Origin of the sequence: Symbiopectobacterium purcellii, assembly GCF_019797845.1 — a bacterium.
GTDB lineage: Bacteria > Pseudomonadota > Gammaproteobacteria > Enterobacterales > Enterobacteriaceae > Symbiopectobacterium > Symbiopectobacterium purcellii.
The window spans coordinates 89,054-114,785 of record NZ_CP081864.1; the positions used below are offsets into that span (position 1 = coordinate 89,054).

The 25,732-nt window shown below is 54.6% G+C and carries 24 protein-coding genes and 2 pseudogenes; 14 read left to right on the forward strand and 12 right to left on the reverse strand.

The genetic code is table 11. From position 1 onward, the window contains the following. Positions 1–2: 2 nt before the first annotated feature. On the reverse strand, positions 3–218 hold the full coding sequence (gene bcsR, locus K6K13_RS00385; RefSeq protein ID WP_222159067.1) for a cellulose biosynthesis protein BcsR: 216 nt from the start codon (positions 216–218) through the stop codon (positions 3–5). 488 nt (positions 219–706) lie between these two features. Here bcsR and bcsE point away from each other — a divergent pair, with 488 nt between their 5' ends. From bcsE to K6K13_RS00415, 6 genes and pseudogenes are all read left to right on the forward strand, one after another. Further along, the gene (gene bcsE, locus K6K13_RS00390) at positions 707–2,275 is read left to right on the forward strand and encodes a cellulose biosynthesis protein BcsE (protein WP_222159068.1); all 1,569 of its coding nucleotides are present in this window, start codon (positions 707–709) and stop codon (positions 2,273–2,275) included. Further along, positions 2,272–2,460 carry a cellulose biosynthesis protein BcsF gene (gene bcsF, locus K6K13_RS00395; protein ID WP_222159069.1) on the forward strand — a complete coding sequence of 63 codons (189 nt, stop codon included), beginning with the start codon at positions 2,272–2,274 and terminating at the stop codon, positions 2,458–2,460. The genes bcsE and bcsF overlap by 4 nt, the downstream gene beginning before the upstream one ends. 1 nt (position 2,461) lies before the next feature. Continuing rightward, positions 2,462–4,099 (forward strand): cellulose biosynthesis protein BcsG, encoded by a 1,638-nt coding sequence (gene bcsG, locus K6K13_RS00400; RefSeq protein WP_222159070.1) that lies wholly within the window; start codon positions 2,462–2,464, stop codon positions 4,097–4,099. Positions 4,100–4,315: 216 nt separating this feature from the next. Then, positions 4,316–5,014: pseudogene (locus tag K6K13_RS00405) on the forward strand (adenylate/guanylate cyclase domain-containing protein); the annotation flags it as partial. 401 nt (positions 5,015–5,415) lie between these two features. Next, positions 5,416–6,705, forward strand: a pseudogene (locus tag K6K13_RS00410) (dicarboxylate/amino acid:cation symporter). Positions 6,706–7,113: 408 nt separating this feature from the next. Further along, positions 7,114–8,604, forward strand: a complete 1,491-nt coding sequence (locus K6K13_RS00415; protein ID WP_222159072.1) for a M16 family metallopeptidase — start codon at positions 7,114–7,116, stop codon at positions 8,602–8,604. 74 nt (positions 8,605–8,678) lie between these two features. On the opposite strand, the gene kdgK is transcribed toward K6K13_RS00415, so the two are convergent. The 3 genes from kdgK to yhjD all read right to left on the reverse strand — a co-directional run bounded on the left by kdgK (position 8,679) and on the right by yhjD (position 10,994). Next, positions 8,679–9,611, reverse strand: a complete 933-nt coding sequence (gene kdgK / locus K6K13_RS00420) for a 2-dehydro-3-deoxygluconokinase (RefSeq protein WP_222159073.1) — start codon at positions 9,609–9,611, stop codon at positions 8,679–8,681. 180 nt (positions 9,612–9,791) lie between these two features. Continuing rightward, positions 9,792–9,995 carry a 2-hydroxymuconate tautomerase family protein gene (locus tag K6K13_RS00425; protein ID WP_222159074.1) on the reverse strand — a complete coding sequence of 68 codons (204 nt, stop codon included), beginning with the start codon at positions 9,993–9,995 and terminating at the stop codon, positions 9,792–9,794. 18 nt (positions 9,996–10,013) lie between these two features. Next, the gene (gene yhjD, locus K6K13_RS00430; protein WP_222159075.1) at positions 10,014–10,994 is read right to left on the reverse strand and encodes an inner membrane protein YhjD; all 981 of its coding nucleotides are present in this window, start codon (positions 10,992–10,994) and stop codon (positions 10,014–10,016) included. 376 nt (positions 10,995–11,370) lie between these two features. On the opposite strand from yhjD, the gene K6K13_RS00435 reads away from it, so the two are divergent. Next, positions 11,371–12,588 (forward strand): MFS transporter, encoded by a 1,218-nt coding sequence (locus tag K6K13_RS00435; RefSeq protein WP_222159076.1) that lies wholly within the window; start codon positions 11,371–11,373, stop codon positions 12,586–12,588. Positions 12,589–12,663: 75 nt separating this feature from the next. Here the strand turns inward: K6K13_RS00435 and K6K13_RS00440 are convergent, their stop codons facing one another. Both K6K13_RS00440 and K6K13_RS00445 read right to left on the reverse strand, forming a co-directional pair. Next, the gene (locus tag K6K13_RS00440; protein ID WP_222159077.1) at positions 12,664–13,026 is read right to left on the reverse strand and encodes a hypothetical protein; all 363 of its coding nucleotides are present in this window, start codon (positions 13,024–13,026) and stop codon (positions 12,664–12,666) included. Then, positions 13,019–13,603 (reverse strand): hypothetical protein, encoded by a 585-nt coding sequence (locus K6K13_RS00445; protein WP_222159078.1) that lies wholly within the window; start codon positions 13,601–13,603, stop codon positions 13,019–13,021. The genes K6K13_RS00440 and K6K13_RS00445 overlap by 8 nt, the downstream gene beginning before the upstream one ends. Before the next feature lie 292 nt (positions 13,604–13,895). On the opposite strand from K6K13_RS00445, the gene K6K13_RS00450 reads away from it, so the two are divergent. Next, positions 13,896–15,437 (forward strand): flavocytochrome c, encoded by a 1,542-nt coding sequence (locus K6K13_RS00450; RefSeq protein WP_222159079.1) that lies wholly within the window; start codon positions 13,896–13,898, stop codon positions 15,435–15,437. A 41-nt stretch (positions 15,438–15,478) separates the two neighbouring features. Here the strand turns inward: K6K13_RS00450 and K6K13_RS00455 are convergent, their stop codons facing one another. Both K6K13_RS00455 and K6K13_RS00460 read right to left on the reverse strand, forming a co-directional pair. After that, on the reverse strand, positions 15,479–16,045 hold the full coding sequence (locus K6K13_RS00455) for a DcrB family lipoprotein (RefSeq protein WP_222159080.1): 567 nt from the start codon (positions 16,043–16,045) through the stop codon (positions 15,479–15,481). A 151-nt stretch (positions 16,046–16,196) separates the two neighbouring features. Continuing rightward, positions 16,197–16,883, reverse strand: a complete 687-nt coding sequence (locus K6K13_RS00460) for a 7-cyano-7-deazaguanine/7-aminomethyl-7-deazaguanine transporter (RefSeq protein WP_222159081.1) — start codon at positions 16,881–16,883, stop codon at positions 16,197–16,199. Positions 16,884–17,182: 299 nt separating this feature from the next. On the opposite strand from K6K13_RS00460, the gene tusA reads away from it, so the two are divergent. Next, on the forward strand, positions 17,183–17,425 hold the full coding sequence (gene tusA / locus K6K13_RS00465) for a sulfurtransferase TusA (protein ID WP_222160912.1): 243 nt from the start codon (positions 17,183–17,185) through the stop codon (positions 17,423–17,425). Positions 17,426–17,436: 11 nt separating this feature from the next. On the opposite strand, the gene K6K13_RS00470 is transcribed toward tusA, so the two are convergent. Together K6K13_RS00470 and K6K13_RS00475 are read right to left on the reverse strand one after the other, a co-directional pair. Further along, a complete protein-coding gene (locus tag K6K13_RS00470) occupies positions 17,437–19,803 on the reverse strand; it encodes a zinc/cadmium/mercury/lead-transporting ATPase (protein ID WP_222160913.1) in 2,367 nt (788 codons plus the stop codon). Between the two features lie 90 nt (positions 19,804–19,893). Next, entirely contained in the window at positions 19,894–20,523 is a 630-nt protein-coding gene (locus K6K13_RS00475; protein WP_222159082.1) for a lysoplasmalogenase, read from the reverse strand. A 179-nt stretch (positions 20,524–20,702) separates the two neighbouring features. Between K6K13_RS00475 and K6K13_RS00480 the strand changes: the two genes are divergently transcribed. Together K6K13_RS00480 and K6K13_RS00485 are read left to right on the forward strand one after the other, a co-directional pair. Further along, positions 20,703–21,023: a DUF1820 family protein gene (locus K6K13_RS00480; RefSeq protein ID WP_222159083.1), complete on the forward strand. Its 321-nt coding sequence runs from the start codon at positions 20,703–20,705 to the stop codon at positions 21,021–21,023. After that, positions 21,023–21,376 carry a DUF2500 family protein gene (locus K6K13_RS00485; RefSeq protein ID WP_222159084.1) on the forward strand — a complete coding sequence of 118 codons (354 nt, stop codon included), beginning with the start codon at positions 21,023–21,025 and terminating at the stop codon, positions 21,374–21,376. The genes K6K13_RS00480 and K6K13_RS00485 overlap by 1 nt, the downstream gene beginning before the upstream one ends. 2 nt (positions 21,377–21,378) lie before the next feature. On the opposite strand, the gene K6K13_RS00490 is transcribed toward K6K13_RS00485, so the two are convergent. Together K6K13_RS00490 and rsmD are read right to left on the reverse strand one after the other, a co-directional pair. Continuing rightward, positions 21,379–21,672 (reverse strand): DUF1145 family protein, encoded by a 294-nt coding sequence (locus K6K13_RS00490; protein ID WP_222159085.1) that lies wholly within the window; start codon positions 21,670–21,672, stop codon positions 21,379–21,381. Beyond that, positions 21,659–22,276 (reverse strand): 16S rRNA (guanine(966)-N(2))-methyltransferase, encoded by a 618-nt coding sequence (rsmD, locus tag K6K13_RS00495; protein ID WP_222159086.1) that lies wholly within the window; start codon positions 22,274–22,276, stop codon positions 21,659–21,661. The genes K6K13_RS00490 and rsmD overlap by 14 nt, the downstream gene beginning before the upstream one ends. A gap of 312 nt (positions 22,277–22,588) precedes the next feature. Here rsmD and ftsY point away from each other — a divergent pair, with 312 nt between their 5' ends. From ftsY to ftsX, 3 genes are read left to right on the forward strand one after another with little or no spacing between them, the layout of a single operon-like run. Next, positions 22,589–23,935, forward strand: a complete 1,347-nt coding sequence (gene ftsY, locus K6K13_RS00500) for a signal recognition particle-docking protein FtsY (RefSeq protein WP_222160914.1) — start codon at positions 22,589–22,591, stop codon at positions 23,933–23,935. A gap of 43 nt (positions 23,936–23,978) precedes the next feature. Continuing rightward, entirely contained in the window at positions 23,979–24,647 is a 669-nt protein-coding gene (gene ftsE, locus K6K13_RS00505) for a cell division ATP-binding protein FtsE (protein ID WP_222159087.1), read from the forward strand. After that, positions 24,637–25,605 carry a permease-like cell division protein FtsX gene (gene ftsX, locus K6K13_RS00510; protein WP_222159088.1) on the forward strand — a complete coding sequence of 323 codons (969 nt, stop codon included), beginning with the start codon at positions 24,637–24,639 and terminating at the stop codon, positions 25,603–25,605. Before ftsE ends, ftsX begins: the two co-directional genes overlap by 11 nt. The last annotated feature ends 127 nt before the right edge of the window (positions 25,606–25,732 follow it).

Below are 25,732 nucleotides of genomic sequence, written 5' to 3' on the forward strand. Positions count from 1 at the left end.
TTTTATCCTTGTGGTTCAGTGTGCTGTGATTCAAGGGCGGGATAATGTGTCAATTCGGCCAGCAATGGCCAACGCGCCATCATCTGTGTCAGACGCGCCTGATGCGTAATATCGATATAAGCAATGGGAGGCAAGGCAAACGCGCGGCGCAACACATTCAAGTCATCATGATGGTCTGCGAGAGTGATAGCATTTTTGTGAGTAGCGTTATTTTCCACGGTTCCCTATGCCTCTCAATGATGCTTATTCAAATAATATACCCGTCATACTTCACATTGCAGATGCATCGGCTGCGTTCGTTCACCCGAATGACTTCGCTGAGTAAGCTTATCGGTGCTTCTTCACTTGCCGCTTTCCTGCAACCCAATTATTTAGGGTAAAAATAGCGTGCTGACAAATACATTCCCGCGCCCTCTCATCGCTGATATTCAGCAGAGAGAACACAGTGCTATACCCTTGTCATTAGTCGAAATATTACCTATTAAGTAATAGAACACTTTTTCAAATTTGGTAAAAATTTTGCGAGTAATCGTGAAAAAATGTTTTCCTATTATAGCGGTGCAATTTTTGTTATTTGTGAATAGCGTAACTATACTCGGTACTTGCCAAGAACGGTTCAACAAGGGACTGTGCGTAGTGCTGTTCTACGTGGTTCGGCCTGCGTGCAACGTGTTATTCCATCTCTTTAACGATAAAGACAACGCCCATGGTGCCACGCTTTTTATTAGGGCTTCGGGAACTCCAGGATGAATTAACCACCATGCAGGTTCCTGGACTGTACTGGATTAACTGTGACAGATCTGTGGATGCCGAATTACTTTGTCGGCAATGCATCGGTGCGCAATCAGAACAGGCGCGCGTGACCCTTATTCGCAGCGGTGCCGCTGATGACACTCCTTTTACCCCATTATTACCCACTGCGCTGGCTCAGTTCTCTCGTTACCGTTTAGCGGAGAGTAAGGCGGCATTGATGGCCTTGACCAACGATGTCACCCGCGCGACCGCGCCGCGTCAGCGCCTGTTTGTGTTGCTGCTGCCTGCGACGCAGTGGAAGGATTTTTCTGCCGAGCAGCTTCAGCGCTGGATTGTCCGCGTGGGAGCCTGGTTGGCGCAGCGGCAGTGTGCGTTGGTGGTGGTGGCCCACGGCAGCGGCGTGGGGCGATTACGCGGGATATTGACCACGCAGCACCGCACCCTATATGGACTGGCGCACCTGCAATGGCAGCAGGATCGCGCCCAATATCTGATTGCCTGGTGGAGTGAGGGCGGCGGTATTAACGCCAATCTGGCGGTGCTGATGACGCCGCAAACGCAGGGATGGCAACTGCTACGCGATGAGGACGACGATCCTGCGTCTATCACGCCGTTGCTAAACGACGAAAACCAGTTTTATGCGGAACGCAGCGTGCTGGAAGGCGCGCCTGCATTATCCGACCATTGGCAACTGCTGGACAGTAACGCCGAACTGGCGCAGCACGCCCAACTGACACACTCCGCGACGCTGATTTTTGCGCTGCAACAAACGCAAGACGTGGATATGCTGGCCCGCTGGGTGCACAGCTTGCGCCGTCAACGCGGTAACGCCTTGAAAATCATGATTCGCGAGATGCGACCTTGCTTGCGATCCAGCGATGAGCGGCTGCTGCTCGCCTGCGGTGCGAATATTGTCGTCGCCCATTCTGAGCCGTTATCCCGTTTTCTGGCGCGGTTGGAAAGTGTTCAGGGACAACGCTTTGGACGCCATGTGCCTGCCGATGTGGAGACGTTGCTGACCACGATGCGGCCTTTGCAATTCAAAGGCTATCTGCCGCAGGCGGCGTTCAGTAACGCTGTGCGCATGTTGATAGAGCACTCCCTGATGCCGGAAGGGGGAAAGGGCATTCTGGTGGCGCTGCGGCCGGTGCCGGGATTAGCCGCAGAACAGGCGCTGACGCTGTGCCAACTGCGTCGTTTTGGCGATGTGGTGACGGTGGCGCAGCAACGCCTGTTTATTTATCTTTCGACCTGCCGTCCCAATGAACTGGAGACAGCGCTGAAATCCATTTTCCGTCTGCCCGTCAACGAAATTTTCAGCAATCGGCTGGTGTGGTCGCAGGATGTCCAGATGCTTATCGAAGTGAAATCCTTGTCGGAAGGGCGTGAGGAGAGCGTGGTCTCCAGCACCGTCCAGTCCGTGGTGCTGCCACGCGAGGAGCGCCCGGCATCAGTGCCGATTCGTCGTGAGCCCACTGGGCTGGCGCTGTTTGACGCATCTTCGGAGGGGAATACACCATGATGCTCAGCGATATCCTCCAGATTATTGCACTGAGTGCGCTGGTTTTTTTTCCCCTGGGCTATCTGGTGCAGCGTTACCTTTCACCACGTTATCAGTACTGGAAAAACCGGCTGTTACGCCCACGCTACCTGAAATCTGACGGGGTGTGGGTTCGTGACGACGCTGAGTCACAGGCGGATAAATAACATGGATGCAAAAAACAGTATGTCGCCGAAACAACAACTCTGGCGCTATTGGCGCGGACTGGGTGGGTGGAATTTCTACTTTTTGTTGAAATTCGCTCTGCTGTGGTTTGGTTATCTGAATTTTCACCCGTTTTTAAACCTGGTCTTCCTGGCGTTTCTGCTGTTTCCGTTACGTGTGGAAGGCATGCACCGGGTGCGCAATATTATTGCCATTCCTATCGGTATTGCTCTGTTTTATCACGATACCTGGTTGCCAGGAGTGAACAGCATTCTCAGCCAGGGCAGTCAGGTCGCGGGCTTTAGCGCCGCGTATCTGCTTGAACTGGTGAACCGCTTTATCAATTGGCAGATGGTTGGGGCAGGTTTCGTGCTGCTGGTGGCGTACCTATTCCTGTCGCAGTGGATTCGCATTACGGTGTTTACCGTCGCGGCAGTAGCCTGGCTGAATATTCTTACGCTGGGTGGACCCGCGATTGCACTGCTGCCATCATCATCGGTGGCTTCCGGAACCTCCGCGCCCTCCAGTGAGGAAAGCGCGCCCGCAGCGGCGACCTTGCCCCCCACCAATGAGAACCTGACGGCCTATCTTAATCAGTTCTACACGCGGGAAAAATCGCGCGTTAGCGCGTTTCCGGCTGCGCTGCCTGCGGACTCGCAGCCTTTTGACGTGCTGATTATCAATATTTGCTCGCTCTCCTGGTCGGATTTGCAAGCCATTCATCTCGATACCCATCCGTTGTGGCAACGTTTTGATGTGATGTTCTCCCAGTTCAACTCCGCAACCGCCTACAGCGGCCCGGCATCGATTCGTTTGCTGCGCGCCAGTTGTGGGCAAACATCGCATCAGGGGTTGTATCAACCGGCCAATCGCGAGTGCTATCTATTTGATAATCTGGCTAACCTTGGTTTTAAATCACAGCTGATGATGGATCACTCCGGCGTGTTCGGCAACTACCTCAAAGAGGTGCGTGAAGAGGGTGACATGCAGTCACAGCTGTTGTCACAGCAAGGTATTAGCCATCAGATCACCTCGTTCGATGGCGAACCGATTTATAACGATCTGGAATTGCTCAACCGCTGGCTCTCGGGCACCACACAACAAGGTGCTGCGCGTAGTGCTACCTTCTTCAACGTTATTCCCTTACACGATGGCAACCGTCTGGTGGGCACCAACACCTCGGCGGACTTTGCACCACGTGCCAAGACGTTGTTAGATCAGTTGAATGCGTTCTTTGACGTGCTGGAAAAATCGGGGCGCAAGGTGCTGGTGGTGGTGGTGCCGGAGCACGGCGCTGCGTTGGAAGGGGATAAGATGCAGATGTCCGGATTGCGTGATATCCCAAGCCCCAGCATTACCCATATTCCGGTCGGCATGAAACTGTTTGGCGCGGCGGCACCGCATCAGGGTGCACCGCTTGAAGTCAAAACACCGAGCAGCTATTTAGCCGTTTCGACGCTGGTGTCTCGTCTGGTGGACGGTAAAAACTTTGTGGCTCCAAGCATTGATTGGGAGGCATTGACGCAGGAACTTCCGCAAACCGAAGCCATTTCTGAAAACGAAAATGCCATCGTTATGCCTTATCAGGACAAGGTCTATATCCGCCTCAACGGCGGTGATTGGGTGCCTTACCCGCAGTAATACTTGGTCAATCAGGCAGACTCGCCTTGGGTCTGCCGCCCGCCCTTCTTGCGCGCTTCCTCCCCTCTGCGCCGGTGCGCCACAGTTCGGATAAAGATGAAATCCCATTGGGGTTATAAAAGGGCATTGAGACGCGCTTAAGCTGGCCTATACTAGCGCGATCGTGCCCGGTACACCGGGCTACAACTACACAAGCGCCATCGACGGAGAAAAGGTTTGCGGCTGAGACGCTCTTTGACAATCAAACAGATGACGGCGGTTTCCGCTGTGGCGGTGGTGACGCTCAGTCTGTTTATTGTGATACAACTTTTTCACTTCGTGCAGCAGCGGCGTGACGATTATGCCAGGCAACTGGAGAGCATCGCTTTTTCCGTGCGTGAACCATTGGCGGAGGCGGTGTTGCGCGGCGATGTGGTTCGCGTTGAAGCGATCCTCGATAACCTGTTGCCCGTGGCATTTCTGAGCCGTGCCGATGTGATGTTGCCCGGCTACCTGCAAACGTTGCACGCACGCTTCCCGAGCGAACGCCCGGTGCCGGCGTGGCTGGCGCGCGTGTTCAAATTACCCATTCGTATCGCTGTGCCGCTTTATGCGCTGCCGCAGGCACCGGCATCGGCGCCGCTGGCGACGCTGGTGCTGCAAGCGGATTCCTACCGTATGTTTCAGTTTATCGTCAGCACCTTTTCCATGCTGCTGGCGACTTACTTCTTGCTGGCGCTGATCCTCTCTGTCGCCGTGACCTGGTGCATCAACCGCTTGATGATTCATCCGCTGCGGGCGGTGATCGCCGAGTTGCAGGCGGTACCGACGGAGCAGCTATTACAACACCGTCTGACGCCGCCAAAACATCATCAGGATGATGAACTGGGCGCGTTGGTGCGCAGCTATAACCTCAATCAGCAGCGGTTAGCGCAGCAGATAACGGATGCGGATGACGCCGCTCAATCTAACACGGATGCTATGACACCCCCCAAAAAATCGCAGCGATAATCGCGCACATTCCTGTTACCGTCTGATAACACTAACTATTAACCTTATAAAATAAAGGTATTTTAATATTTCAATTGTATTTTATGGCTTTTTTTACTTCTTTGTAAGAGTGGACTGGTTATATTAGCGTTATGTGTTGCAAAAAAATGGCTTGTACGTTTGTTTTTTGCATTCTCGCTGATGTGATTCAGCTCTTATTTTTAACCTTGTGTTCACAAACTAAAGTTATAAAACATTTCCACTCTGTTACCGCAATGTTACTTTTCGCCGCAGTCACAGAGGCGTCGTTTGCGACCCTATGTGTTTCCCTACCATAGGATAAGTATATGAAAGTGTCTATTTTCAAAAGTCTTTATTTTCAAGTTCTTACAGCGATTACGATAGGGATCCTACTAGGACATTTCTACCCGGAACTGGGTGCGCAAATGAAACCGCTGGGCGATGGATTTGTTAAACTGATCAAGATGGTGATTGCCCCCGTCATCTTCTGTACCGTGGTGACCGGTATTGCCGGTATGGAAAGCATGAAGTCGGTAGGCCGCACTGGCGCTGTCGCTCTGCTCTACTTTGAAGTTGTCAGCACCGTGGCACTGATTATCGGCCTGCTGGTAGTCAATATCATGCAGCCGGGTGCAGGCATGAACGTTGATGCGTCCACTTTGGATGCCTCTGCGGTAGCGGTCTACACCCAACAGGCACAACAACAGGGCGTGGTCGCGTTTCTGATGGATGTGATTCCTGCGAGCGTGGTGGGTGCGTTTGCCAGTGGTAACATTTTGTAGGTGTTGCTGTTTGCGGTGATGTTTGGTTTTGCGCTGCATCGTTTGGGTGAGAAAGGGCGCGTCATTTTCAACGTGATTGACAGCTTCTCACACACCATTTTCGGCGTGATCAATATGATCATGCGTTTGGCTCCGATCGGCGCATTCGGGGCGATGGCGTTTACCATTGGTAAATACGGCGTCGGCTCACTGGTGCAATTGGGCCAGTTGATCATCTGCTTCTATATTACATGCCTGCTGTTTGTTTTCCTGGTGCTGGGCAGCATTGCCCGCGCTACCGGATTCAGCATTTTCAAATTTATCCGCTATATCCGTGAAGAACTGCTGATTGTGCTGGGGACCTCCTCGTCAGAATCCGTACTGCCGCGCATGCTGAACAAGATGGAAAAAGTGGGGTGTAAAAAATCGGTGGTGGGTCTGGTGATTCCTACCGGCTACTCCTTCAATCTGGATGGCACCTCTATTTACCTGACCATGGCGGCGGTGTTTATTGCGCAGGCTACCAACAGTCATATGGATATCTGGCACCAGATTACGTTGCTGGTGGTGCTGCTACTCTCCTCGAAAGGTGCCGCTGGCGTCACCGGTAGCGGGTTTATCGTGCTGGCCGCGACCATTTCTGCTGTCGGGCATCTGCCGCTGGCGGGTCTGGCGCTGATTCTGGGTATTGACCGCTTTATGTCAGAAGCGCGTGCCCTGACCAACCTGGTGGGTAACGGCGTGGCGACAATCGTGGTTGCCAAGTGGGTGGGCGAGTTGGATGAAAAGCAACTGGAAAGCGAACTTTCCGGGAATAAAAAAGACGATACGTCTGCACCGACTGTACTTTCATAACGTGGTTTTACCCTGCGCCATCCCCCCGGTGGTGCAGTGATGACGGGCTATCCCGTTCTCGCTTCTCATGATTCCCCGTGATTGCGGCTTGCCATCACGGGGAATTTTTCATAAGGTTGCGGCCAGGCAATCGCGTTGTGCACGGTCTGTATCGGGGGCATAACGATCAAAAACCGCTTATTGGTCATCATTTCGTCTCTATTTCCAAAATTATTTCATCGTATTGAGTGACATAGGCAAAAGTGTGCGGTCTAACGTAAGGGTAAACTGATCGCTCTGATTTCCCCGTAATACCTCCGCTGGCGCATCCTGAAAGGGACAGGCGTATTGGGCGGTGAGAGAGTGCACAGGTCTTATTGTAACAATCATCTTTTACTGTGTTGGATAGTCAGTTAAGTAGGGGTTCACATGCAGGGCACCAAAATAGGGTTCTTAGTTGGTGGAGTGTTGCTGGCGTTGGCTGGTGGCAGCGTGCAAGCTGAAACACTACAACCCGATCCTGCCTGGCAGCAGGGAAAGCTGGATAATGGCTTCACGTGGCAGCTACTGACCACGCCGCAGCGTCCTGGGGATCGGATTGAATTACGTTTAGTGGTTAACGCAGGTTCGCTGGCTGAGAGCGCTCAGCAGTCGGGCTTTGCGCACCTTATTTCTCGTTTGGCACTGACGCCGGGCGATAATTTACCGGTTGCACAGCTTCCTTCGTTGCTGATACCGGAGGCTAACGGTGCTAAGCCGCTGCCGCCCGTTTTCGTCTCGTATGATTACACCTCCTACAACCTCAGTTTGCCCAATAATCGGCCTGAATTGCTTAAAGATGCGCTGAATTGGCTGGCAGAAACGGCAGGGGGCATCAAGATTGATGATGGCAGTATCGCTAACGCGTTACGTATCCCCGATCAGGTAGTCAGCGTTCCGGCCGATCCGCAGGATCCGACATGGCGCTATCGCTTGAAAGGATCGTCTCTGCTGGCGCACGATCCGGCACAGAATGTCAAAGCACGGCCAACGGCTGAAATGATGTCGCAGTTCTACAAGGCCTGGTATACCCCTGATGCGATGACGCTGTACTTGGTAGGGCATGTAGAAAGTCGCCAGATAAACGAGCTTATCAGTAAAGCGTTTGTCTCGCTGGAAGGCAAACGCGCGACACCGGCTCCTATGCCGACGCTCGCACCGCTGCCTGCGGAGCCGATTGGCTTTATGCTCGATAAGGCGAAACGCGATACGCTTTCGCTGGTCTGGGATATGCCTTGGCACCCTATCCGCGAATCGCAGGCGCTCACCCGCTATTGGCACAGCGATGTGGCGCGTGAAGCGCTGTTCTGGCATGTGCAGCAGGCATTGGAAAAGAGTGGGCTTAAAGAAACCAGCGTGCGCGTTAACTGCGATGTGTACTATACCCGTGCGCAGTGTGGCATCCATTTGGACAGCCCCAACAGCGAGAACGCCGAGGCCGCGGTGACCTTCCTGGCAAAAGAGCTGGTGACCTTGCGTGACAAGGGGCTTACGCAGCAAGCGTTTGATGCGCTGATAGCGCGCAAGAGCGACGAACTCAGCAAACTGTTTGCGACCTACGCCCGTACCAGCACCGATGTGTTGATGCAGCAGCGCTTGCGCTCGCAGCGTAACGGCGTGGTGGATATTGCACCGGAACAGTATCAGAAGTTGCGTCAGGCTTATCTCTCTGAACTGACGCTACCGTTGCTGAATCAGGAACTGCACCAGCAGCTTTCTCAGGAAACCACGCTGATGCTCAAACAGCAAAAGGGTGAGCAGGAAGTCAACACCAAGGCGTTGTATGAGGCGTACAGTAAAATCATGACCCCTCCGGTTGCGCTGGAGGCTACATCGACCGCACCGTCGGAAGCGGCGGCGCAGACAAAACCAGTGCAGTAATGAGCCTGGTTGTTATCTCGCCCAATAAAAAGGGAAGCCATCTGGCTTCCCTTTTTCGCTGTAGCGCCCTGTTATCAGGCTGGCATGGCATCCTGCGGGATGATGGCACCACGATACTGAATCACCGTGCTGGCAGTCAGGTGACCGCGCTTGGCCGCCGCTTCCGTCGAGCCGCCGCACAGACGAACTGACAGATAGCCTGCGCTGAAGGAATCACCCGCCGCAGTGGTATCCACTACGCGCTCTTTCGGCAATTTCACCGCCGGAACATCCACTAACGGCTGGCCGTTTTCAGAAATCAGGCAGGAGTCTGCGCCGCGTTTAATGACCACTTCAGACACACCGAAACCGTGTGTGCGTGCCAGCACGGCATCCACCGGCTGTTCGCCCCACAGCATGTCTTCGTCATCCAGTGTCAGGAAGGCGATATCGGTGCACGCGAGGATGTCACTGTAGGCTTGCTGTGTCTCTTCTTTGCTTTGCCACAAGCGCGGACGGTAGTTGTTATCGAAAATAACCTTGCCACCGTTGGCACGGCAGGCACGCAGCAACGTCAGCAAACGCTGGCGGCTGGCAGGGTTAAGGATCGCCACGCTGATACCGCTCAGGTAGAGATAGTCAAAGGTGGCCAAACGCGCGCAGATGGCATCGGCATCTTTGCCGTCCAGCCAGAAACGCGCGGCGGCGTCATTACGCCAGTAGTAGAAGGTACGCTCACCGGTATCGTCGGTTTCAATGAAGTACAGGCCCGGCAGCTTGTTGTCCAGACGCTGAATCAGTGATGTGCCAACCTTCTCTTTTTCCCAGGCCGTCATCATTTCCGTGCTGAAGCTGTCCGTGCCCAGTGCGGTCACGTAGTGGACGCCCAGAGCGTCGGTATTCACCTGGCGAGCGACATACACGGCGGTGTTCAGGGTGTCGCCACCAAAGCCGCGGTTGAGATCCGCGCCCTTTTGCGACAGTTCAATCATGCATTCGCCAATCACGGCAATGTTTTTAGTGGTCATCAGAAGCTGGCCCGTTCGAAAAAGTGAAGAAAAAGGTCATCAAAAAAGAGAGCAATGGGCTCCAGTCTCAACGTTCGCAGGCATTGAGTCAATAGTCTTAAAACGATGTTTTATTTTTTCATGACCTGGATCTGGAAAATTGACCACTCCCGATCCTTCTGGCGCTCAACGCACGAAATATCAGGACTTCGGCTTGCGCAATTCGGTGACGCTTTCACCGCCCATCCCCCAGTTGTCGGTATCCACTTCATCAATGATAACGGTGGTAGTGGCCGGATTTTTACCCATAACGTCGACCAATAATTGGGTGACGCCTGCAATCAACTGGCGCTTTTGCTCTGTGGTGGCGCCATCGCGCGTGATTTTGATGTTAACAAATGGCATGGGATCTCCCGTTATTGGTTAGCGTGGTGTGTCATCTGCTGATTTATCGCCTTTATAGTTCGCCGTTGCAATCCATGCCGCACAAAACAGCGTGAGGCGAGCAAAGAAGTAGAAGAAGGCCATCAGGCCAATCACCGAGCCAAAAGCGGCCCCGGACGGGGTGCTGGCGAGTTTTGGCAACGCGACCGTCATGGCGAATTTGATGGCCTCAAACCCCACGGCGGCAAGCAGCGTGCCGCGCAGCAGCGCTTTGTGCTTCGGCTTGTGGCGCGGCAATATCATGAAAATCCAAAGGAACACCAAATAGTTAGCGGAAATAGAGATGGTGAGTGTGATCACGCGCAGCAGGGGCCGCAGCCATTCGATGCCTTCTAGCCCGAGTGCAGAAACGATGGCACTTTGTGCCGTACCCGCCGCCGAAGTGAGAAACATCGTAATGGTTAGCGCGATCAACAGCCCTATCAGGGAGAGAAAATCCCGCACGTACTGAAAATAGATTTTTTCTTCTTCGTGCGGCTTGCGTTCCCATACGTCACGGGATTGGGCGCGGATCGCTTCACGTAAATTACCCATCCAACTGATACCGGAATAGAGCGCGATCAGCAGCCCGGTGACACCAACGGTGGTGCGCTGTTCAACGGCGGTCTTTACCGTATTTTTTAATGTCAGCGCCAGGTTGGGATCGCTGATGCTGTTGACGATGCGGTCAATCAACTGCGTCAGCATATCGGGGTTGGAGGCGAGCACGAAACCGACAGTAGCGAAGGAAACCATCAAAATCGGGATCAGCGACAGAAAGGAAAAATAGGTGATGGCAGCGCCAAACTGGTTTCCCATGCGATCGTTGAAACGCTCCCCGGCACGGATCAGGTGTGCAATGCTAGGGATGGCCTGAACCCGTTGTGCAATACGCTTACATCGGGAAAGCCATGAAGACGTCACCTTCTGTGCTGATGACGCGGTGGATGTTGAACGATGCGGATCGACCGGTGCGGGCATCCGTTTCCTCCTGTTCAATGAAAAGCCGACGCCTGTAATCAAGGGGTTATATAAATAAATTTAACCGTAAGCGTCGTACAGCGATGGATTGATTATAACCAACAATCGACAGAGGAAGGCGTTCTTTGTGTCTTTGATAGGTTTGCTGTGTAAGCTGGACGATAAAAACGTGCAAAGAAAAAAATCAGGATGACCTGCGCCATAATTCAATCTGTAAAAGATTTTACACTGAATAATCACTCAAGTGATGATATGGCGCACATTTACGATGAAAGCGTGTTGACGCTTGTTTATACTCATTAAAGACCGCTTGAGGTCTGTTTGGTTGGCGCTATTGCGCTGATGCTGCCACGCCGTTAATCGAGTAAAACCTTTCATGCCTGCTTCAGAGTCTGCGCCAAGCGCGTTGCGCCTTAATTTGCGTATTTTTTCCGTGGTGATGTTCAACTTTGCCAATTATCTGACCATTGGGCTGCCGCTTGCGGTATTGCCGGGCTATGTGCATGAACATCTGGGGTTTAGCGCCTTTTGGGCTGGATTGGTGATCAGTTTACAGTACTTCACTACGCTGCTGAGTCGACCGCAATCCGGACGCATCGCGTACGAGAAGGGGCCGAAGAAAGTGGTGGTGTTGGGGCTATGCGGTGCCGTGGTCAGCGGGGTGTTTTATGCGCTGGCGGCCTGGAACGACAGTTCACCCATCATGGCGTTGACATTGCTGTGCATCGGCCGCCTGATTCTGGGGGCGGGGCAAAGTTTCGCAGGCACCGGGGCGACGCTGTGGGGCGTGGGCGTGGTGGGGTCCCGGCATATCGGGCGGGTGATCTCTTGGAATGGCGTGGCGACGTATGGCGCGATGGCGATCGGCGCACCGCTCGGGGTATGGATCAATCACATCGGTGGGTTAAAGCTGGTGTCATATACCGTTATCACCATTGCGCTGCTGTTCGTGTTGCTCGCGTTGCCGCGTGAGGCGGCGAAAGTGACGCCGGGTAAAAAGCTGCCGTTTCGCGAAGTGCTGGGCAAAGTGTGGGTTTACGGCATTGTGCTGGCGTTGGCATCCGTCGGATTTGGCGTGATCGCCACGTTTATCACCCTGTTCTATGCCGATCGACACTGGGAAGGCGCCGCGCTTACCCTGACCATTTTCAGCTGCGCCTTTGTCGGCGTGCGTCTGCTATTTCCAAATAGCATTAACCGCTTTGGCGGACTGCGCGTGGCTATCGTCTGTTTTGCCGTAGAAATTACTGGCCTGCTGTTAATCTGGAGTGCAGCGCTGCCGCTGATGGCGGAGTTGGGCGCTTTTCTGGCCGGTGCCGGTTTCTCGCTGGTGTTCCCCTCGCTCGGTGTTCTGGCGGTCAAAGTGGTTGCACCGCAAAATCAGGGCAGTGCGCTGGCGACCTACACGCTGTTTCTCGATTTATCCCTTGGGCTGGTCGGCCCATTGGCAGGGGTGATGATGGGCTACACCGGCGTGGGCGCTATTTATCTGGCGGCGGCGGTATTGGTGAGCGTCGGTTTGTTGATGACGCTGCGTCTGAGTCGCCGTGGCATCACCTTAGCGCAGGAAGAAACCCTCTCGTCGCGGCAATAAGCGTTTACTTACCGCGACGGTATGCTTACATCAGTCACACTGATTCAACCATGAACCGGTGTGACGGTGAGGCGATCAGTTCGCGGCTTTATCGATCAAAACCGCGTCGACCAATACGCCTTTCTCATCAAATCGCAGTGATAGCGTCTTGTCCTGGCCTGCTAGTGGGCCAACTTTCGGCAGAAAGAGCGGCTTTTTTTCATGTCGATAGTGGTACAACCATAGCGGCGTAGCGATATCGCCCTGGTTGTTGATGGGAGGACCTAGCTTTGTTAATACGTCGCGCTTAGTGGTTTTCCCGTTGATAAACAAGGTGTGAAGGTTGCCGTTATCGATCTCTTCCAGTGCAGATGAGTGGCTACGCACACTGTCCAGAACACACCCTGATAGCGACAACACGATAGAAAGCATGTAGGTGGTTTTTAGTAAACTAGTCATTGAAGCTCAGTGTGTATTGATATTTTTTGGCCCGATAAGGGGCGGGTTTTAGCACGGTCACGCCTGTCGTAGCGTCACGAACAATTTCGTTGAAGTGCATAACACATACTTTTTTGTTTTCTTTCTGATCGTAATTAAGATCGTAATCCTTTCCTGCTTCAGGCGTGATAAGGAAAACGGTGTGGCAGGCACCGTTTGGGCCGACATCAGTACTTATTTTTATTAACGTCGGTTCAGGTTTTACCTTTATTTCAAAGTAGTAGCCTTTATAGTCCTGCGGACGATAACTCAGCTTCGGTATCCCGATATCCCGCGTATCGTTATAGAAACCCAACATGGTATGCGCCACAAGGTCGCGTTCTTCTTGGGGAACGTCGCTTTTTTGCAGCAGAGAGGTTCCTGTAACATTCCCCACAAAGCGGATTCTCGCTAGATTTTCACTGGACTGTGGTGGGTCTTTGTAGACTGGTATGTTTCGCTCCTGTCTCCCTAGCTCGGCGAAGGATTGGCATCCTGTCAGGCCAAGGCAGAATGTGAGCATGATAACGGAATAATATTTAGTCATTTTTTCTTCCATGAGGTTATGTTTCAAGCTATATCGGAGAAATCCATTTTTTCTTTATGGGATTGATTTACCTGGATACGACACACACGTATCCGAACGTTCAGCAAAGATTCCCGACATTGGGCGAAACATCACGTTTAATCCCTTACTTTTCATGGTGAAATAGCGCATCGCCGCCGACTCAAGGTGCGAGCGCACACCGTGTTCCGCCTGCTCGCTGCACCACGCCAATTTTCGTTATATTTTGATTGCAATGGATTTTTTCTCAGCTCGATTCGATGTTTCTGAACATGGAGATAATCTTATGAGTAAAAACACCAAGCAAGACCCAACTCCCCAGGGGCGCCGTCACTTCCTCAAATCTACCGGTATCATGATGGGGGCATTGGGCGGCATGGCGCTGTCTCGCCCTGCCGCTGCGGTGGCACCACCTGCACCGGTGCCACAGAACTGGGACACCACCGTGGATGTGCTGATTATTGGTACGGGCTTTGCCGGATTAGCCGCCGCCATTGAAGCGCGTAACGCTAAGGCTAATGTGCTGATTATCGAGAAAATGCCGCTGTTTGGCGGAAACTCGATACTCAACGGCGGGGATCTGTCGGCGGCAGGCTCCAGCATGCAGCAGGCGCTGGGCATCAAGGATTCCCCGGAGCTGATGTATCAGGACATGATGAAAGCGGGGAACTGGCTGAACTACCCCGAACTGGCGCGCACCGTCGCCGATCACTCGGTGGAGGCGCTGGAGTGGGCCAAAAGCCTCGGCGCTGAGTTTGACCGGGTCAACTATCATGGCGGCCACGCGGTGAAGCGCGCTCACCAACTGAAGGAGCGCTCCGGTTCCGGGCTGGTGGTGAAACAGTACCAGAAGGCCAAAGCGCTGGGCGTGGTGATCGAACAGCGTACTAAGCTGGAGCGGTTGATTATTGACAACCAAGGACGTGTGCTCGGGGCGGAAGTGCGGCGTGGCTATAAGTTTCCCGATGATGCTTCCGGCTCCGTTGCGTTTATCCGTGCAACCAAAGGCGTGGTGCTGGCATCCGGCGGCTTCTCCCAAGGCGTTGCGTTACGGCAAATGTACGACCCACGCTTGACGGATGCGTTCACCTCCACCAACCAACCGGGTGCGACAGGAGAAGCGCTGATGGCGGCCAGCATGATCGGTGCCTTGGCGACGCAGATGGATTGGATCCAACTCGGCCCCTGGACCAGTCCGGATGAACAGGGTTTCGGCTATATCCCGCAGTTTGTTGAACGGGTGGTGGGTTATGGCCTGATGGTCGATCCTGCCAACGGCAAACGCTTCTTTAAAGAAACCGGCAACCGTAAAGAGCGTGCCGATGCCATTATTCAATTGGGGCATCCGGCGTTGATTATCGCCGACAAAACCAACACGCTGAAAATGGTCGATGAAGGACAGATGAACGGCGCGCTGAAAAATGGCTCGCTCAAAACCTACAACACGTTAGAAGAGGTGGCGCAGGCGTACGGTATGCCAGTGGCAGCGTTTGTCGAACAGGTGAAACGCTGGAATGGCTATGTGGAGCAGCATCTGGAAAACGATCCTGACCTCGGTGGCATGATTTTCAAAGATGCCTCACCCAATATCACGCCGCCCTACTATGTGGCGCGTCTCTGGCCGCGCGTGCACCACACCATGGGTGGCTTGGCGATCAATAAAGACGCGCAGGTAATTGGTTTTGATTTGAAGCCGATCGCGGGATTGTATGCCGCCGGGGAAGCCGCAGGCGGGGTACACGGCGCGGTGCTTTTGGGCAGCGTTGCCATGACGGATTGCATCGTGTTTGGGCGCATTGCGGGGAAAAACGTGGTCAAGGCGAGCTGAGCGTATCAAGAAGAGAGGCCGCGTAAGCGGCCTCATCATCATTACTTCAACGTCAGCGTGCGAATGATGCTCTCGGCTTCGGTTTGCGCCGCTTGCTGATTATCAGCAGGCAACGTGATTTGCAGCGTCAACAGTTGGTTCGCCACGTTCCCCAGCAGCACGGAAGAGTAAACCTGCTTGCCGCTGCCACTGTTGGAGATGCTATCGAGCTGTTGCAGCGCATGGCCGTTAATCTCAACGGCTTTATTGGTCACTACCTGCAAGTTGGCATCGCGGGCGCGTTGCTGATCTTCAAGGCGCTGTGTCAATACCGGCAGGGTTTCGTTGCTGCTATCGCCCAGAATGACAATCACGGCGCGCTGGCCATTATCGTTGGCGTAGACATGCATGTTGTTGGATTGCGAACCCACTTTTCCACTTTGATCATGCATATCCGCAGGCAGCGTGAACGCGATGTTGCCAGACAGCAGCGAGATGGTTTGACTGGCGGCTTGCGCGGCCGGGGCATCGTGTCCAGCGTGGCCCGCATTGTCGTCTTTCTTACCGTCGCAGGCGGCCAATAGTGCGGCAAGCAACGTAATTCCAAGATATTTCACTAGCTTCGGCATAAGCGTCCTTCTCTGTTATCAGGCATGCACGGGTAAACCGCTATATCGCACCCTATTCACTGGTGAAACTCAAGCGTTTTGTTGTCACAAAACCTATTTAGGACGGTTCCTGAGATAGCCCTTCCACACGCGGTGGAGGGGCTATCAGCCATCAGCGCCATTGTTCAGCCGACGGCGGCTCGCGCAATGCGGGATGGCTGTGGGATTCGCTCAAACGCTTGAGGAGCATATTGAGCATCACGCCGTACATCGGCAAGAAGAACAATAGGCTAATCAGCAGTTTGAAGGTGTAATCGACCAATGCGATCTCCACCCAGTTTGCCGCCATAAAAGCATCGGTACTGCGATAGAAGGCGATGAAGAAGAAGGCCAGCGTATCGCTTAAATTACCAAACAGCGTGGAGACCGTGGGAGCGACCCACCACGCCTTGCGCTGGCGCAGGCGGTTAAACACATGCACATCCAGAATTTGCCCTAGCACGTAAGCCATAAAGCTGGCACACGCGATACGCGCAACCACGATATTGACGCTGGCGAGCGCACTGAACCCCTGCCACTCTCCCTGATAAAACAGCGCGGATACCACATAGGAAATCACCAGTGCGGGCGCCATCACCGTCAGAATAATTCGGCGCGCCAGCGGTGCGCCAAAGATACGCACGGTCAGGTCGGTGGCCAGAAAGATAAACGGAAAGGTGAATGCACCCCAGGTGGTATGGAACCCGAAGATGGAGATCGGCAACTGCACCAGATAATTACTGGAGGTAATGATCAGAATGTGAAACAACGACAGCCAGACAAGCGCGCTAAGCCGCTGCTGAGCAGTAAAATGAAACATGGCAATGTGACCTTTTTAGTGATTGGGGTGAGGGAACCCAAGTGGTGCCGTTAACAATGACATTATGGCACGTAATTCATACTGCTTATTCAATGCGGCTGATACAGGGATCAATACGACCGGCACAAGGAGCAGCGCGCGGCATGATACGCTGTTAGACGGGGATTGCAATGGCGAATTTATGCGCAATCGATATCGTAGGTTGCGCAGGAAAATCTGCGGCGTAAACTAGGGCGGTTTTGACGACTGCCACACCGGGCGGTCGTTATCTTGCCCTTATGTCACTGCCGAGAATAATGATGACCGACACCTTCACCAACCCGGATAAAACCCTCGATGCACAGGGGCTGCGCTGCCCGGAACCGGTGATGATGGTGCGTAAAACCGTGCGTCAGATGGAGGCAGGGCAGACGCTACTTATTCTGGCGGATGACCCGGCAACCACGCGCGATATACCGGGCTTTTGTGTCTATATGGAGCACGAACTTCTGGCACAGGAGACGGCATCACTGCCCTACCGCTACCTCCTGCGCAAGAAGTAGCTTTTTTGCCGCTATCTCGCGTCTTGTGGTTTTTCGCGGCGCAATAAGCGCAGTGCATTGGCGGTTACCAGCGCCGTGGCACCGGAATCAGCCAGCACAGCGAGCCACAACCCGGTGATCCCCAACAGGCTGGTCACCAGAAAGATGGCTTTCAGCCCCAGCGCCAGTGTGATGTTCTGCCTGATATTGTTGCGCGTGGCGCGAGAAAGCCGAATCATGCCCGCCAGTTCGCTTAACCGATTATGCGTGAGCGCTGCATCGGCGGTTTCCAGCGCAACGTCACTGCCCCCACCCATAGCAATGCCGATCGCCGCCGATTTCATCGCTGGCGCATCGTTAATGCCATCGCCCACCATTGCCGTCGGATGGATCTGGTTCATCTCGCGCACAGCATCGACTTTGTCGGCAGGCAGTAGCCCTGCTTTATAGTCAATGCCCAGCGTCGCCGCGATGGCTGCCGCTGAACGCGGATTATCGCCGGTGAGCATGGTGCAGCGAATTCCCAGTGTGCGCAGTGCCTCAATCGCTTGCGGGGTATCTGCACGCAAGGTATCACGCAGTGCCAGCAAGCCAATGATATGCGTTTCTTCCTGTACCACCACCACGGTTTTCCCGTCGTTTTCCAAGGAATGGATGCGGTCGCGCCAGTCGGCGTCGAGCGCCTCGGGTGAAATTTTAGCGGGTGCTTTGACGCTGAGGGTTTTGCCTGCGATGACGCCTTCAACCCCTACGCTTGCCAGTGCTCGCTGTGCCGTTGCCACGGGTAGCATCGGGGCAACCGTACGGGCATGCTGGACAATCGCTTTCGCCAGAGGGTGGTGTGAACCTGCCTCGATCGCTGCCGCGCGTGCCAGCAGCGCTGCCGTGCTCACGCCCTGCGCGGGTATCGCATCCGTCACCTGAGGCCGGCCCTGTGTCAGGGTGCCGGTTTTGTCGAAGGCGATGGTATTGATGGTGCCCAGAATCTCCAGCGGCGCGCCGCCTTTAATCAGCGCGCCGCGCCGGGCAGCGGCCGCCAGGCCAGAAGTGATAGCCGCTGGGGTGGAGATCACCAACGCGCAGGAGCAACCGATGAGCAACAGCGTCAGGCCGCGATAAATCCACTCTTGCCACGGCGCACCAAACAACAGTGGCGGTATCACGATGGTCGCCGCGGCGAGCAGCATGATGGCCGGGGTGTAATAGCGGCTAAAGCGATCGAGAAAACGCTCTATCGGCGCGCGGTGGCTCTCCGCTTCTTCAATTAAATGCAAAATGCGGTCGATGGCGCTGTTGCCCGGTTCGGAGATCACGCGCAGCTGTATCAGGCGATCGACGCTCAGGCTGCCTGCCGAGACTTTATCGCCCTGCTCACGCTCTACCGGCAGGGATTCCCCGGTCAATGCGCTTTCATCGACGCTGGCATGGGGAACCAGCAGTTCGCCATCGGCGGGCAATCGGCTGCCCGGTGCCACTTCGATCACATCGCCGGGGCGCAGTGCTGCAATGCTGACCTGAGTACGCTGACCGGCACGGATCAGCGTTGCGGTTTCCGGCATTAGCGCCATTAACGCGCTGACACCGCGACGGGCGCGCTGTGCAGCGTAGGCTTCCAGGCGCTCTCCCAGCATAAACAGCAAAATAACCATGGTGGCTTCGCTGGTGGCACCAATCAACAAGGCACCTAGCGCGGCGACGCTCATCAGCGTTTCGATGGCAAAGGGCGTGCCGCTGCGAATCAGTTTAATCGCCTGTCCGAGCAGCGGTATCAGCCCCAGCAGCGTGGTGGCAACAAAGGCTATTTCTGACGCGCGCGGCGAAAACAGCGAAAGTATCCCGCTGGCAGCGGTTAACACCGCAAACAGAATGAGAAAACCGTGTTCATGCAAGAGACGGCGTAAAGGGGGCTCGGCGGGTGCGTGGGCTGTTGGGACGGTTGCGCCAGGGGACGTATCTTGCCAGGTAAACCCAGCGTGCTCTACGGCGCGTTGAATCTGTGTACGAATATCGGATTGTGCATCAACAATAAGTTTTTCGGTGGCGAAGCGAACGCTTGCTTGAATGACGCCGGGAAGCGGGGTGATGGCGTTTTCGATCTTTTTGGCGCAACTGGGACAATCCATCCCGCGGATAATCCAGCTGAAGCGCACGCCGGAAGTGGGGGAGGCGTCACTGTCGCTACCGTCGGGGTCACCGGAATCCCCGCTCTCTCCACCGTCAGACGCGCTGTGTTCCGCGCTGGGTGTGGTGTCGCACGCAGAGAGGGTTGTGGTGCTGTGTTTAACCGCACAGCAACTGCGATCGGCATGGCTACTGTGTTGCGCATGGCGCTGGCAGCAAGCGTTGGCACCATGATCGTGGTGAGTGTGGCCATGGTGAGTCTGGTGATGAGAATGCATCATGCTCTCCTGTTTGATGATAGTGGTTCTCATCCACGACTTTATCACTGCTGCCAGTAGCTGCACAGCGCTTTTGATATTCAGCGCTGATTAAAAATAGAGCGCCCTCACGATTAAAAAATGGCCCGCAAAATAACCGGCAGCCACCATCGCCTGATGGGCGCGAAACGGAAAGCGGTAATGGTGAATCAGCCAGACGCTGTGGGCGATAAAGAGCAGTACGCTGCCTGCAAACCAGGAGAGGTTATTACTGCTGCCAAGCGCAAAATACTGTTCCCCGGCCACCCACACCATGACCGCATTCATCACGACAAATGCCACGACCGGCCAGCGCAGAGTGTCGAGCCGTGACCACAGGATGGCGAGCAGTATCACGATAATGACTAGCAGCAACAGTGGCAACGGCCAGAAAAACGTGAGTGACGCTTTTGCCACCAGAAACCCGATGGTGTAGAGCAGATGGCAGGCGGAATAGGCCCCGATGGCGAACAGCATGCGCTGTGTGGGCAGCAACAGCAGGATATCCGCCGCTAACGTTGCTAACAGGCCGAGCACGATAAAGTAGCCGGTGACGCTCATCAGCGGCGTTTGCCAGGCCAGCGCCAGCAGCAGCGCGATGGTAATGGGCTTGAACAGCCAGCGTTGCCAGCCGGGTCCACGGTAGCTGGCATCGACGTAGAGCCAACCTGAAAACAGAACGGCAATAAACGACCAGAGCATAGGGTATCCTTATCACCTTATTGGATTTTTCATCATTCAGTGTAGGAGATCGCACGCGGGATGAACAACACGCTGTGTGACAAGTGCGAAGTCACGCGCTTCATGCTATGTTGGCGGCAATTATGATCGTTTTTTGTATATATATCTTCGCGATACCATTGAAGGGGGACGGTTTTTGCATGAGCAATGAGTCAGCGCTCTACCGGATTCAATTTATGAATAACGGCAAAAATTATCAGCTTTACGTGCGGGAGTTGGTGCAAAGCAGTCTGTTTGGTTTTATCGAGATTGCGGATTTTGTTTTCGACGGCCCCTCCACCCTGTTGGTGGACCCTTCCACCGAGAAGCTGAAAACCGAGTTTTCCGGCGTAAATCGCAGCTTTATTCCGCTGCAAGCGGTGATCCGTATCGATGCCGTGACGGAGAAAGGGGCAGCCCGCATTTCCGACTTGGGCGACAATGTTACCGCTTTCCCTTTCCTGTCCGGGAAAAAGCCCTGATGTCGTGGGAAATATCCCATTGGTGGTCGTTGGCTGTCAGCCTGATCTTGTTTCTGGGGTGGCGACAGTTTTTGCGGCAACGGCGCCAGCGCGCAGAGGACGATGCCGCACCGCTGTGCACGGTAGAGGCTGAGATCGCCGCGCTGCGCGCCATACCGCTGGCGCGGGGCACGCGCGCGCAGCCGATGAATCCCGATCTTCCTATGCGCTATGCGGCGACGTTTAGGCTATTGCCCGCAGGGGAAAACCTTACCTGCCGTCTGAGCGATGCCCAATATCGAACGCTGGCGTTAGGTATGACGGGCAGATTGCAGGTACAGGGCTCACGCTTTGTGTCCTTCGTACCCGCATAGGGCTATTTTTTTGCCCTGCCAGTGGGTTGAACACCCTTCATCTTTTTTTGCCACGCCAGCAGTTCAAACACCCCGAACAGGAAAATACGTGCTTCCAGTGCGCGGCTCAGTGGCCCCTGCTCTTTACCATGACTGGCACGTAACAACAGTACCTGAAAACCGTGCATCAACAGCGTAAACCCCATCGCGACCATCATGAAGATGTTCAGCGGACGAGGAAAGGGCGCAATCAGGTTGGTAATTAAAAAGCCCCACACGCCGATCATCAATATCCGGCCCAGGTTAATCCAAATCATCGTCTGCCTCTTCATGCTGTGTGGTCGTAGCCTGGCGGATATATAGCCGATAAGCCACTTGTCCTGCCACTTTTTCGCGGTGTAGTGTCCAGGTTACGGGAATCTCGAGTTCGCCATTCTCGGCCTCGGTTTCCACGTAAATCCACGCCTCGGGTGCCAGCCAGCCCTGCTGTTCCAGCAAACTGAGCGTCTGGTTCAATAAATCCCGACGAAAGGGGGGGTCGAGAAACACCACGTCATAAGGTTCACCGGCCTGTGCCAGCCAGTTCAACGTATTGGTATTGATGATGCGGGCGTTGCTCGCTTTCAATAGCACCGCATTCTGTTCCAGTTGCCGGGCGATGCTGCGTTCGTTTTCCAGCAGGGTGACATGTGCCGCATAACGTGACAGCGCTTCAAACCCTAATGCGCCACTGCCTGCGAAGCCATCCAGGCAACGGGCCTGCTGAATGACCGGCGCCAGCCAGTTAAACAGCGTTTCACGAACGCGATCGGTGGTGGGTCGCAGCCCAGGGCTGTCTGGCACGGGAAGTTTTCGTCCGCGCCACTGGCCGCCGATAATGCGGATTTGGCCTGCCTGTGCAGGTGCATTTTTTTTTGCCATCGTCTGTTTACTTTAGAACACCGGGTTGCCGGGTGCTGAGATTCGCTATTGGTAATAGGTAGGCGCTATTCTAACGAGGGTTAGGAGGGGAAGGAATGTTAATATCAGGTTTCTCTGCGGTGACGCGTGGTTTTGGCCTCCCCGGTTATCGCGATGACATACTTCGTTACCGAGATTGTCGCCACCTGCCCTGCCATGGTGCGTGTTGCTGCCGGGCGGAAAGTGGTAGACTCTGGGCTCGACCGAGACCGGGCTATTGACTTCAATTATTTAAGCGCTGCTGTGAGCAGCAGCATGGGACGCGATTGCGATATGACAAAAGAGAAAAAACGCGGTTTCTTTTCCTGGCTGGGATTAGGGCGTCAGGAAGAGGAGCTAACCGAGCAACCGCAAGACGCAGAACAGCAGCAGGATGTGGCGCAGCCTCAGGACAGTGATGTGCCTGTGGTATCTGAGGTTCACGCCGAAACCCCAAACGATGAGCCTGATGTGCAAACTGAGGCTCACCGCGCGCAGGTGCTCGAACAACCGACCGTTTCGCCGCCAGAATTGCCGCGCGTCGCTGATGTCGTTGAAACCGCTGAGACGGCAGACCATGCAGAAGCGCAGGATACTCTGCCATCACAAGATGTTTTGTCATCACAAGATGTTCTGCCATCACAGGACAGTGCCGATGAGCAAGTGATAACGGACGTTGCAGAGCCGGTGCCCGTTGCACAGGAGCAGGAAAGGCCGACCAAAGAGGGCTTTTTCGCTCGGCTAAAACGCAGCCTGGTAAAAACCCGAGAAAACCTCGGTTCCGGATTTATCGGATTGTTTCGCGGTAAGAAAATAGATGACGATCTGTTCGAGGAACTGGAAGAGCAATTATTGATTGCTGATGTCGGCGTGGAAACCACGCGCAAGATTATTACCGACCTGACAGAGCACGCCAGCCGTAAGCAACTGAAAGATGCCGATGCGCTGTTGGTGAAACTGAAAGAAGAGATGGGCGCTATCCTTAATAAGGTGGACGAGCCGCTCAACATCGACGGAAAAACCCCTTACGTGATCCTGATGGTCGGTGTTAACGGCGTCGGGAAAACCACTACCATCGGTAAGCTGGCGCGTCAGTTCCAGGCGCAGGGGAAATCGGTGATGCTGGCTGCCGGGGATACCTTCCGTGCCGCCGCTGTGGAGCAGTTGCAGGTGTGGGGTCAGCGCAACAACGTGGCCGTGGTTGCGCAGCACACGGGCGCGGATTCCGCCTCGGTGATTTTTGATGCCATTCAGGCGGCAAAAGCGCGCGGTGCTGACGTGCTGATTGCTGATACCGCAGGACGCTTGCAGAACAAAGCGCACCTGATGGAAGAGTTGAAGAAAATTGTCCGCGTGATGAAAAAACTGGATGAGTCCGCGCCGCATGAAATCATGTTGACGCTGGACGCCAGCACCGGACAAAACGCCGTCAGCCAGGCGAAACTGTTTAACGATGCCGTCGGCTTGACCGGCATCACTCTGACCAAGCTGGACGGCACTGCGAAAGGCGGGGTGATCTTCGCCATCGCCGATCAGTTTGCGATTCCTATCCGCTATATTGGGGTAGGGGAAGGTATTGATGATTTGCGTCCCTTTAAGGCTGACGATTTTATTGAGGCGCTTTTTGCCCGCGAAGATTGATGTCTCGTGAGGATAAACAGCTTGCCCGAGAGGATGAAAACGGATGATTCGCTTTGAACAAGTCAGTAAGGCTTATCTCGGTGGACGTCAGGCGTTGCAGGGGGTGGATTTCCATCTGCTCCCTGGGGAGATGGCGTTTCTGACGGGCCATTCTGGTGCCGGGAAAAGTACCCTGCTGAAACTGATTTGTGGCATAGAGCGCCCGAGCGCGGGCCAGATTTTGTTTAGCGGGCACAATATCAGCCGCTTGAAAAAGCGTGAAGTGCCCTTCTTGCGCCGGCAGATCGGCATGATCTTTCAGGATCACCATTTGCTGATGGATCGCACTGTCTACGATAACGTGGCGATGCCGCTGATTATTGCTGGGGCGAGCAGTGAAGATATCCGCCGCCGTGTGTCGGCCGCTCTCGATAAGGTGGGTTTGCTGGACAAGGCCAAGAGCTACCCGATTCAATTGTCCGGCGGTGAGCAGCAGCGCGTGGGCATTGCCCGTGCGGTGGTGAACAAACCTACGGTGCTGCTGGCAGATGAACCGACCGGTAACCTGGATAACGCGTTGTCTCAGGATATTCTGCGTCTGTTCGAAGAATTTAACCGCGTTGGCGTTACGGTGTTGATGGCAACCCACGACACGACGCTGATTGCCAGCCGTCAGTATCGCGTACTGACGCTGTCGCAAGGACGTATGCTGGGAGGCGTTTATGGCGACTAATTCCCGTAACGCGAAACCCCGCGTGAGTAAGGAAAAGGCACTGCGCGGTGGCTGGCAAGAACAGTGGCGTTACGCCTGGGACAATACGCTGGCGGATATGCTGCGCCAGCCGCTGGCGACGCTGCTGACCGTGATGGTAATTGCCATCTCGCTGACCTTGCCGAGTATCTGCTATCTGGTGTGGAAAAACGTCAGTCAGGCCGCGGAGCAGTGGTATCCCACGCCGCAGTTGACGGTGTATCTGGATAAAGCGTTGGACAATGATGCGGCGCAGGGCGTGATTAACACGCTTGCGGCTGAGGATGGGGTAGAGAAGGTCAACTACCTGTCCCGTGATGAAGCGATGGGTGAGTTTCGCAACTGGTCTGGTTTCGGTGGTGCGCTGGACATGCTGGAAGAGAATCCGCTGCCCGCCGTTGCCATCATCACGCCAAAGCTGAATTTCCAAAGCTCACAGACGCTGACCTCGTTACGCGATCGCGTGGCGGCAGTGCACGGTGTGAGTGAAGTCCGTATGGACGACAGCTGGTTTGCGCGCTTGGTGGCGCTGACCTCACTGGTGGGTCAGGTGGCCGCAACCATCGGTATCCTGATGATTGTTGCCGTGTTCCTGGTCATCGGTAATAGCGTGCGACTGAGTATTTTCAGCCGCCGTGAAACCATCAATGTCATGAAGCTGATTGGGGCAACGGACGGCTTTATTTTACGGCCCTTCCTCAACGGTGGCGCATTGTTGGGCGGCGGCGGTGCGCTGCTGTCGTTGATTCTGTCGCAGGCGTTGGTCTGGAAGCTCTCTGCCGTGGTCGATCAGGTCGCGACGGTGTTTGGTACGCGCTTTGCCGTGACCGGGCTCACCTGGGATGAATCACTGCTGCTGCTGTTGATTGCCGGGATGATTGGCTGGCTGGCGGCATGGCTGGCAACCGTGCAACATTTACGTCGCTTTACACCAGAGTGAGTTTTTTCTGGTAGGATTTTCTGGTGCCTTGGTGTGCTGAGGGTTGAATAAAATCATCGACAGGTACGCCTTGATCTGTCGCCGTCAGGCGATAAAATAGGGTCAGTCGGTGAACAGAAGGAACTCT

Bases quoted from the DNA above. Each gene is read 5' to 3' on its own strand.
- bcsE (WP_222159068.1), top strand. From the start codon at position 707: ATGGTGCCACGCTTTTTATTAGGGCTTCGGGAACTCCAGGATGAATTA.
- bcsF (WP_222159069.1), top strand. From the start codon at position 2,272: ATGATGCTCAGCGATATCCTCCAGATTATTGCACTGAGTGCGCTGGTT.
- bcsG (WP_222159070.1), top strand. From the start codon at position 2,462: ATGGATGCAAAAAACAGTATGTCGCCGAAACAACAACTCTGGCGCTAT.
- K6K13_RS00415 (WP_222159072.1), top strand. From the start codon at position 7,114: ATGCAGGGCACCAAAATAGGGTTCTTAGTTGGTGGAGTGTTGCTGGCG.
- kdgK (WP_222159073.1), bottom strand. From the start codon at position 9,611: ATGACCACTAAAAACATTGCCGTGATTGGCGAATGCATGATTGAACTG.
- K6K13_RS00425 (WP_222159074.1), bottom strand. From the start codon at position 9,995: ATGCCATTTGTTAACATCAAAATCACGCGCGATGGCGCCACCACAGAG.
- yhjD (WP_222159075.1), bottom strand. From the start codon at position 10,994: ATGCCCGCACCGGTCGATCCGCATCGTTCAACATCCACCGCGTCATCA.
- K6K13_RS00435 (WP_222159076.1), top strand. From the start codon at position 11,371: ATGCCTGCTTCAGAGTCTGCGCCAAGCGCGTTGCGCCTTAATTTGCGT.
- K6K13_RS00440 (WP_222159077.1), bottom strand. From the start codon at position 13,026: ATGACTAGTTTACTAAAAACCACCTACATGCTTTCTATCGTGTTGTCG.
- K6K13_RS00445 (WP_222159078.1), bottom strand. From the start codon at position 13,603: ATGGAAGAAAAAATGACTAAATATTATTCCGTTATCATGCTCACATTC.
- K6K13_RS00450 (WP_222159079.1), top strand. From the start codon at position 13,896: ATGAGTAAAAACACCAAGCAAGACCCAACTCCCCAGGGGCGCCGTCAC.
- K6K13_RS00455 (WP_222159080.1), bottom strand. From the start codon at position 16,045: ATGCCGAAGCTAGTGAAATATCTTGGAATTACGTTGCTTGCCGCACTA.
- K6K13_RS00460 (WP_222159081.1), bottom strand. From the start codon at position 16,883: ATGTTTCATTTTACTGCTCAGCAGCGGCTTAGCGCGCTTGTCTGGCTG.
- tusA (WP_222160912.1), top strand. From the start codon at position 17,183: ATGACCGACACCTTCACCAACCCGGATAAAACCCTCGATGCACAGGGG.
- K6K13_RS00470 (WP_222160913.1), bottom strand. From the start codon at position 19,803: ATGCATTCTCATCACCAGACTCACCATGGCCACACTCACCACGATCAT.
- K6K13_RS00475 (WP_222159082.1), bottom strand. From the start codon at position 20,523: ATGCTCTGGTCGTTTATTGCCGTTCTGTTTTCAGGTTGGCTCTACGTC.
- K6K13_RS00480 (WP_222159083.1), top strand. From the start codon at position 20,703: ATGAGCAATGAGTCAGCGCTCTACCGGATTCAATTTATGAATAACGGC.
- K6K13_RS00485 (WP_222159084.1), top strand. From the start codon at position 21,023: ATGTCGTGGGAAATATCCCATTGGTGGTCGTTGGCTGTCAGCCTGATC.
- K6K13_RS00490 (WP_222159085.1), bottom strand. From the start codon at position 21,672: ATGATTTGGATTAACCTGGGCCGGATATTGATGATCGGCGTGTGGGGC.
- rsmD (WP_222159086.1), bottom strand. From the start codon at position 22,276: ATGGCAAAAAAAAATGCACCTGCACAGGCAGGCCAAATCCGCATTATC.
- ftsY (WP_222160914.1), top strand. From the start codon at position 22,589: ATGACAAAAGAGAAAAAACGCGGTTTCTTTTCCTGGCTGGGATTAGGG.
- ftsE (WP_222159087.1), top strand. From the start codon at position 23,979: ATGATTCGCTTTGAACAAGTCAGTAAGGCTTATCTCGGTGGACGTCAG.
- ftsX (WP_222159088.1), top strand. From the start codon at position 24,637: ATGGCGACTAATTCCCGTAACGCGAAACCCCGCGTGAGTAAGGAAAAG.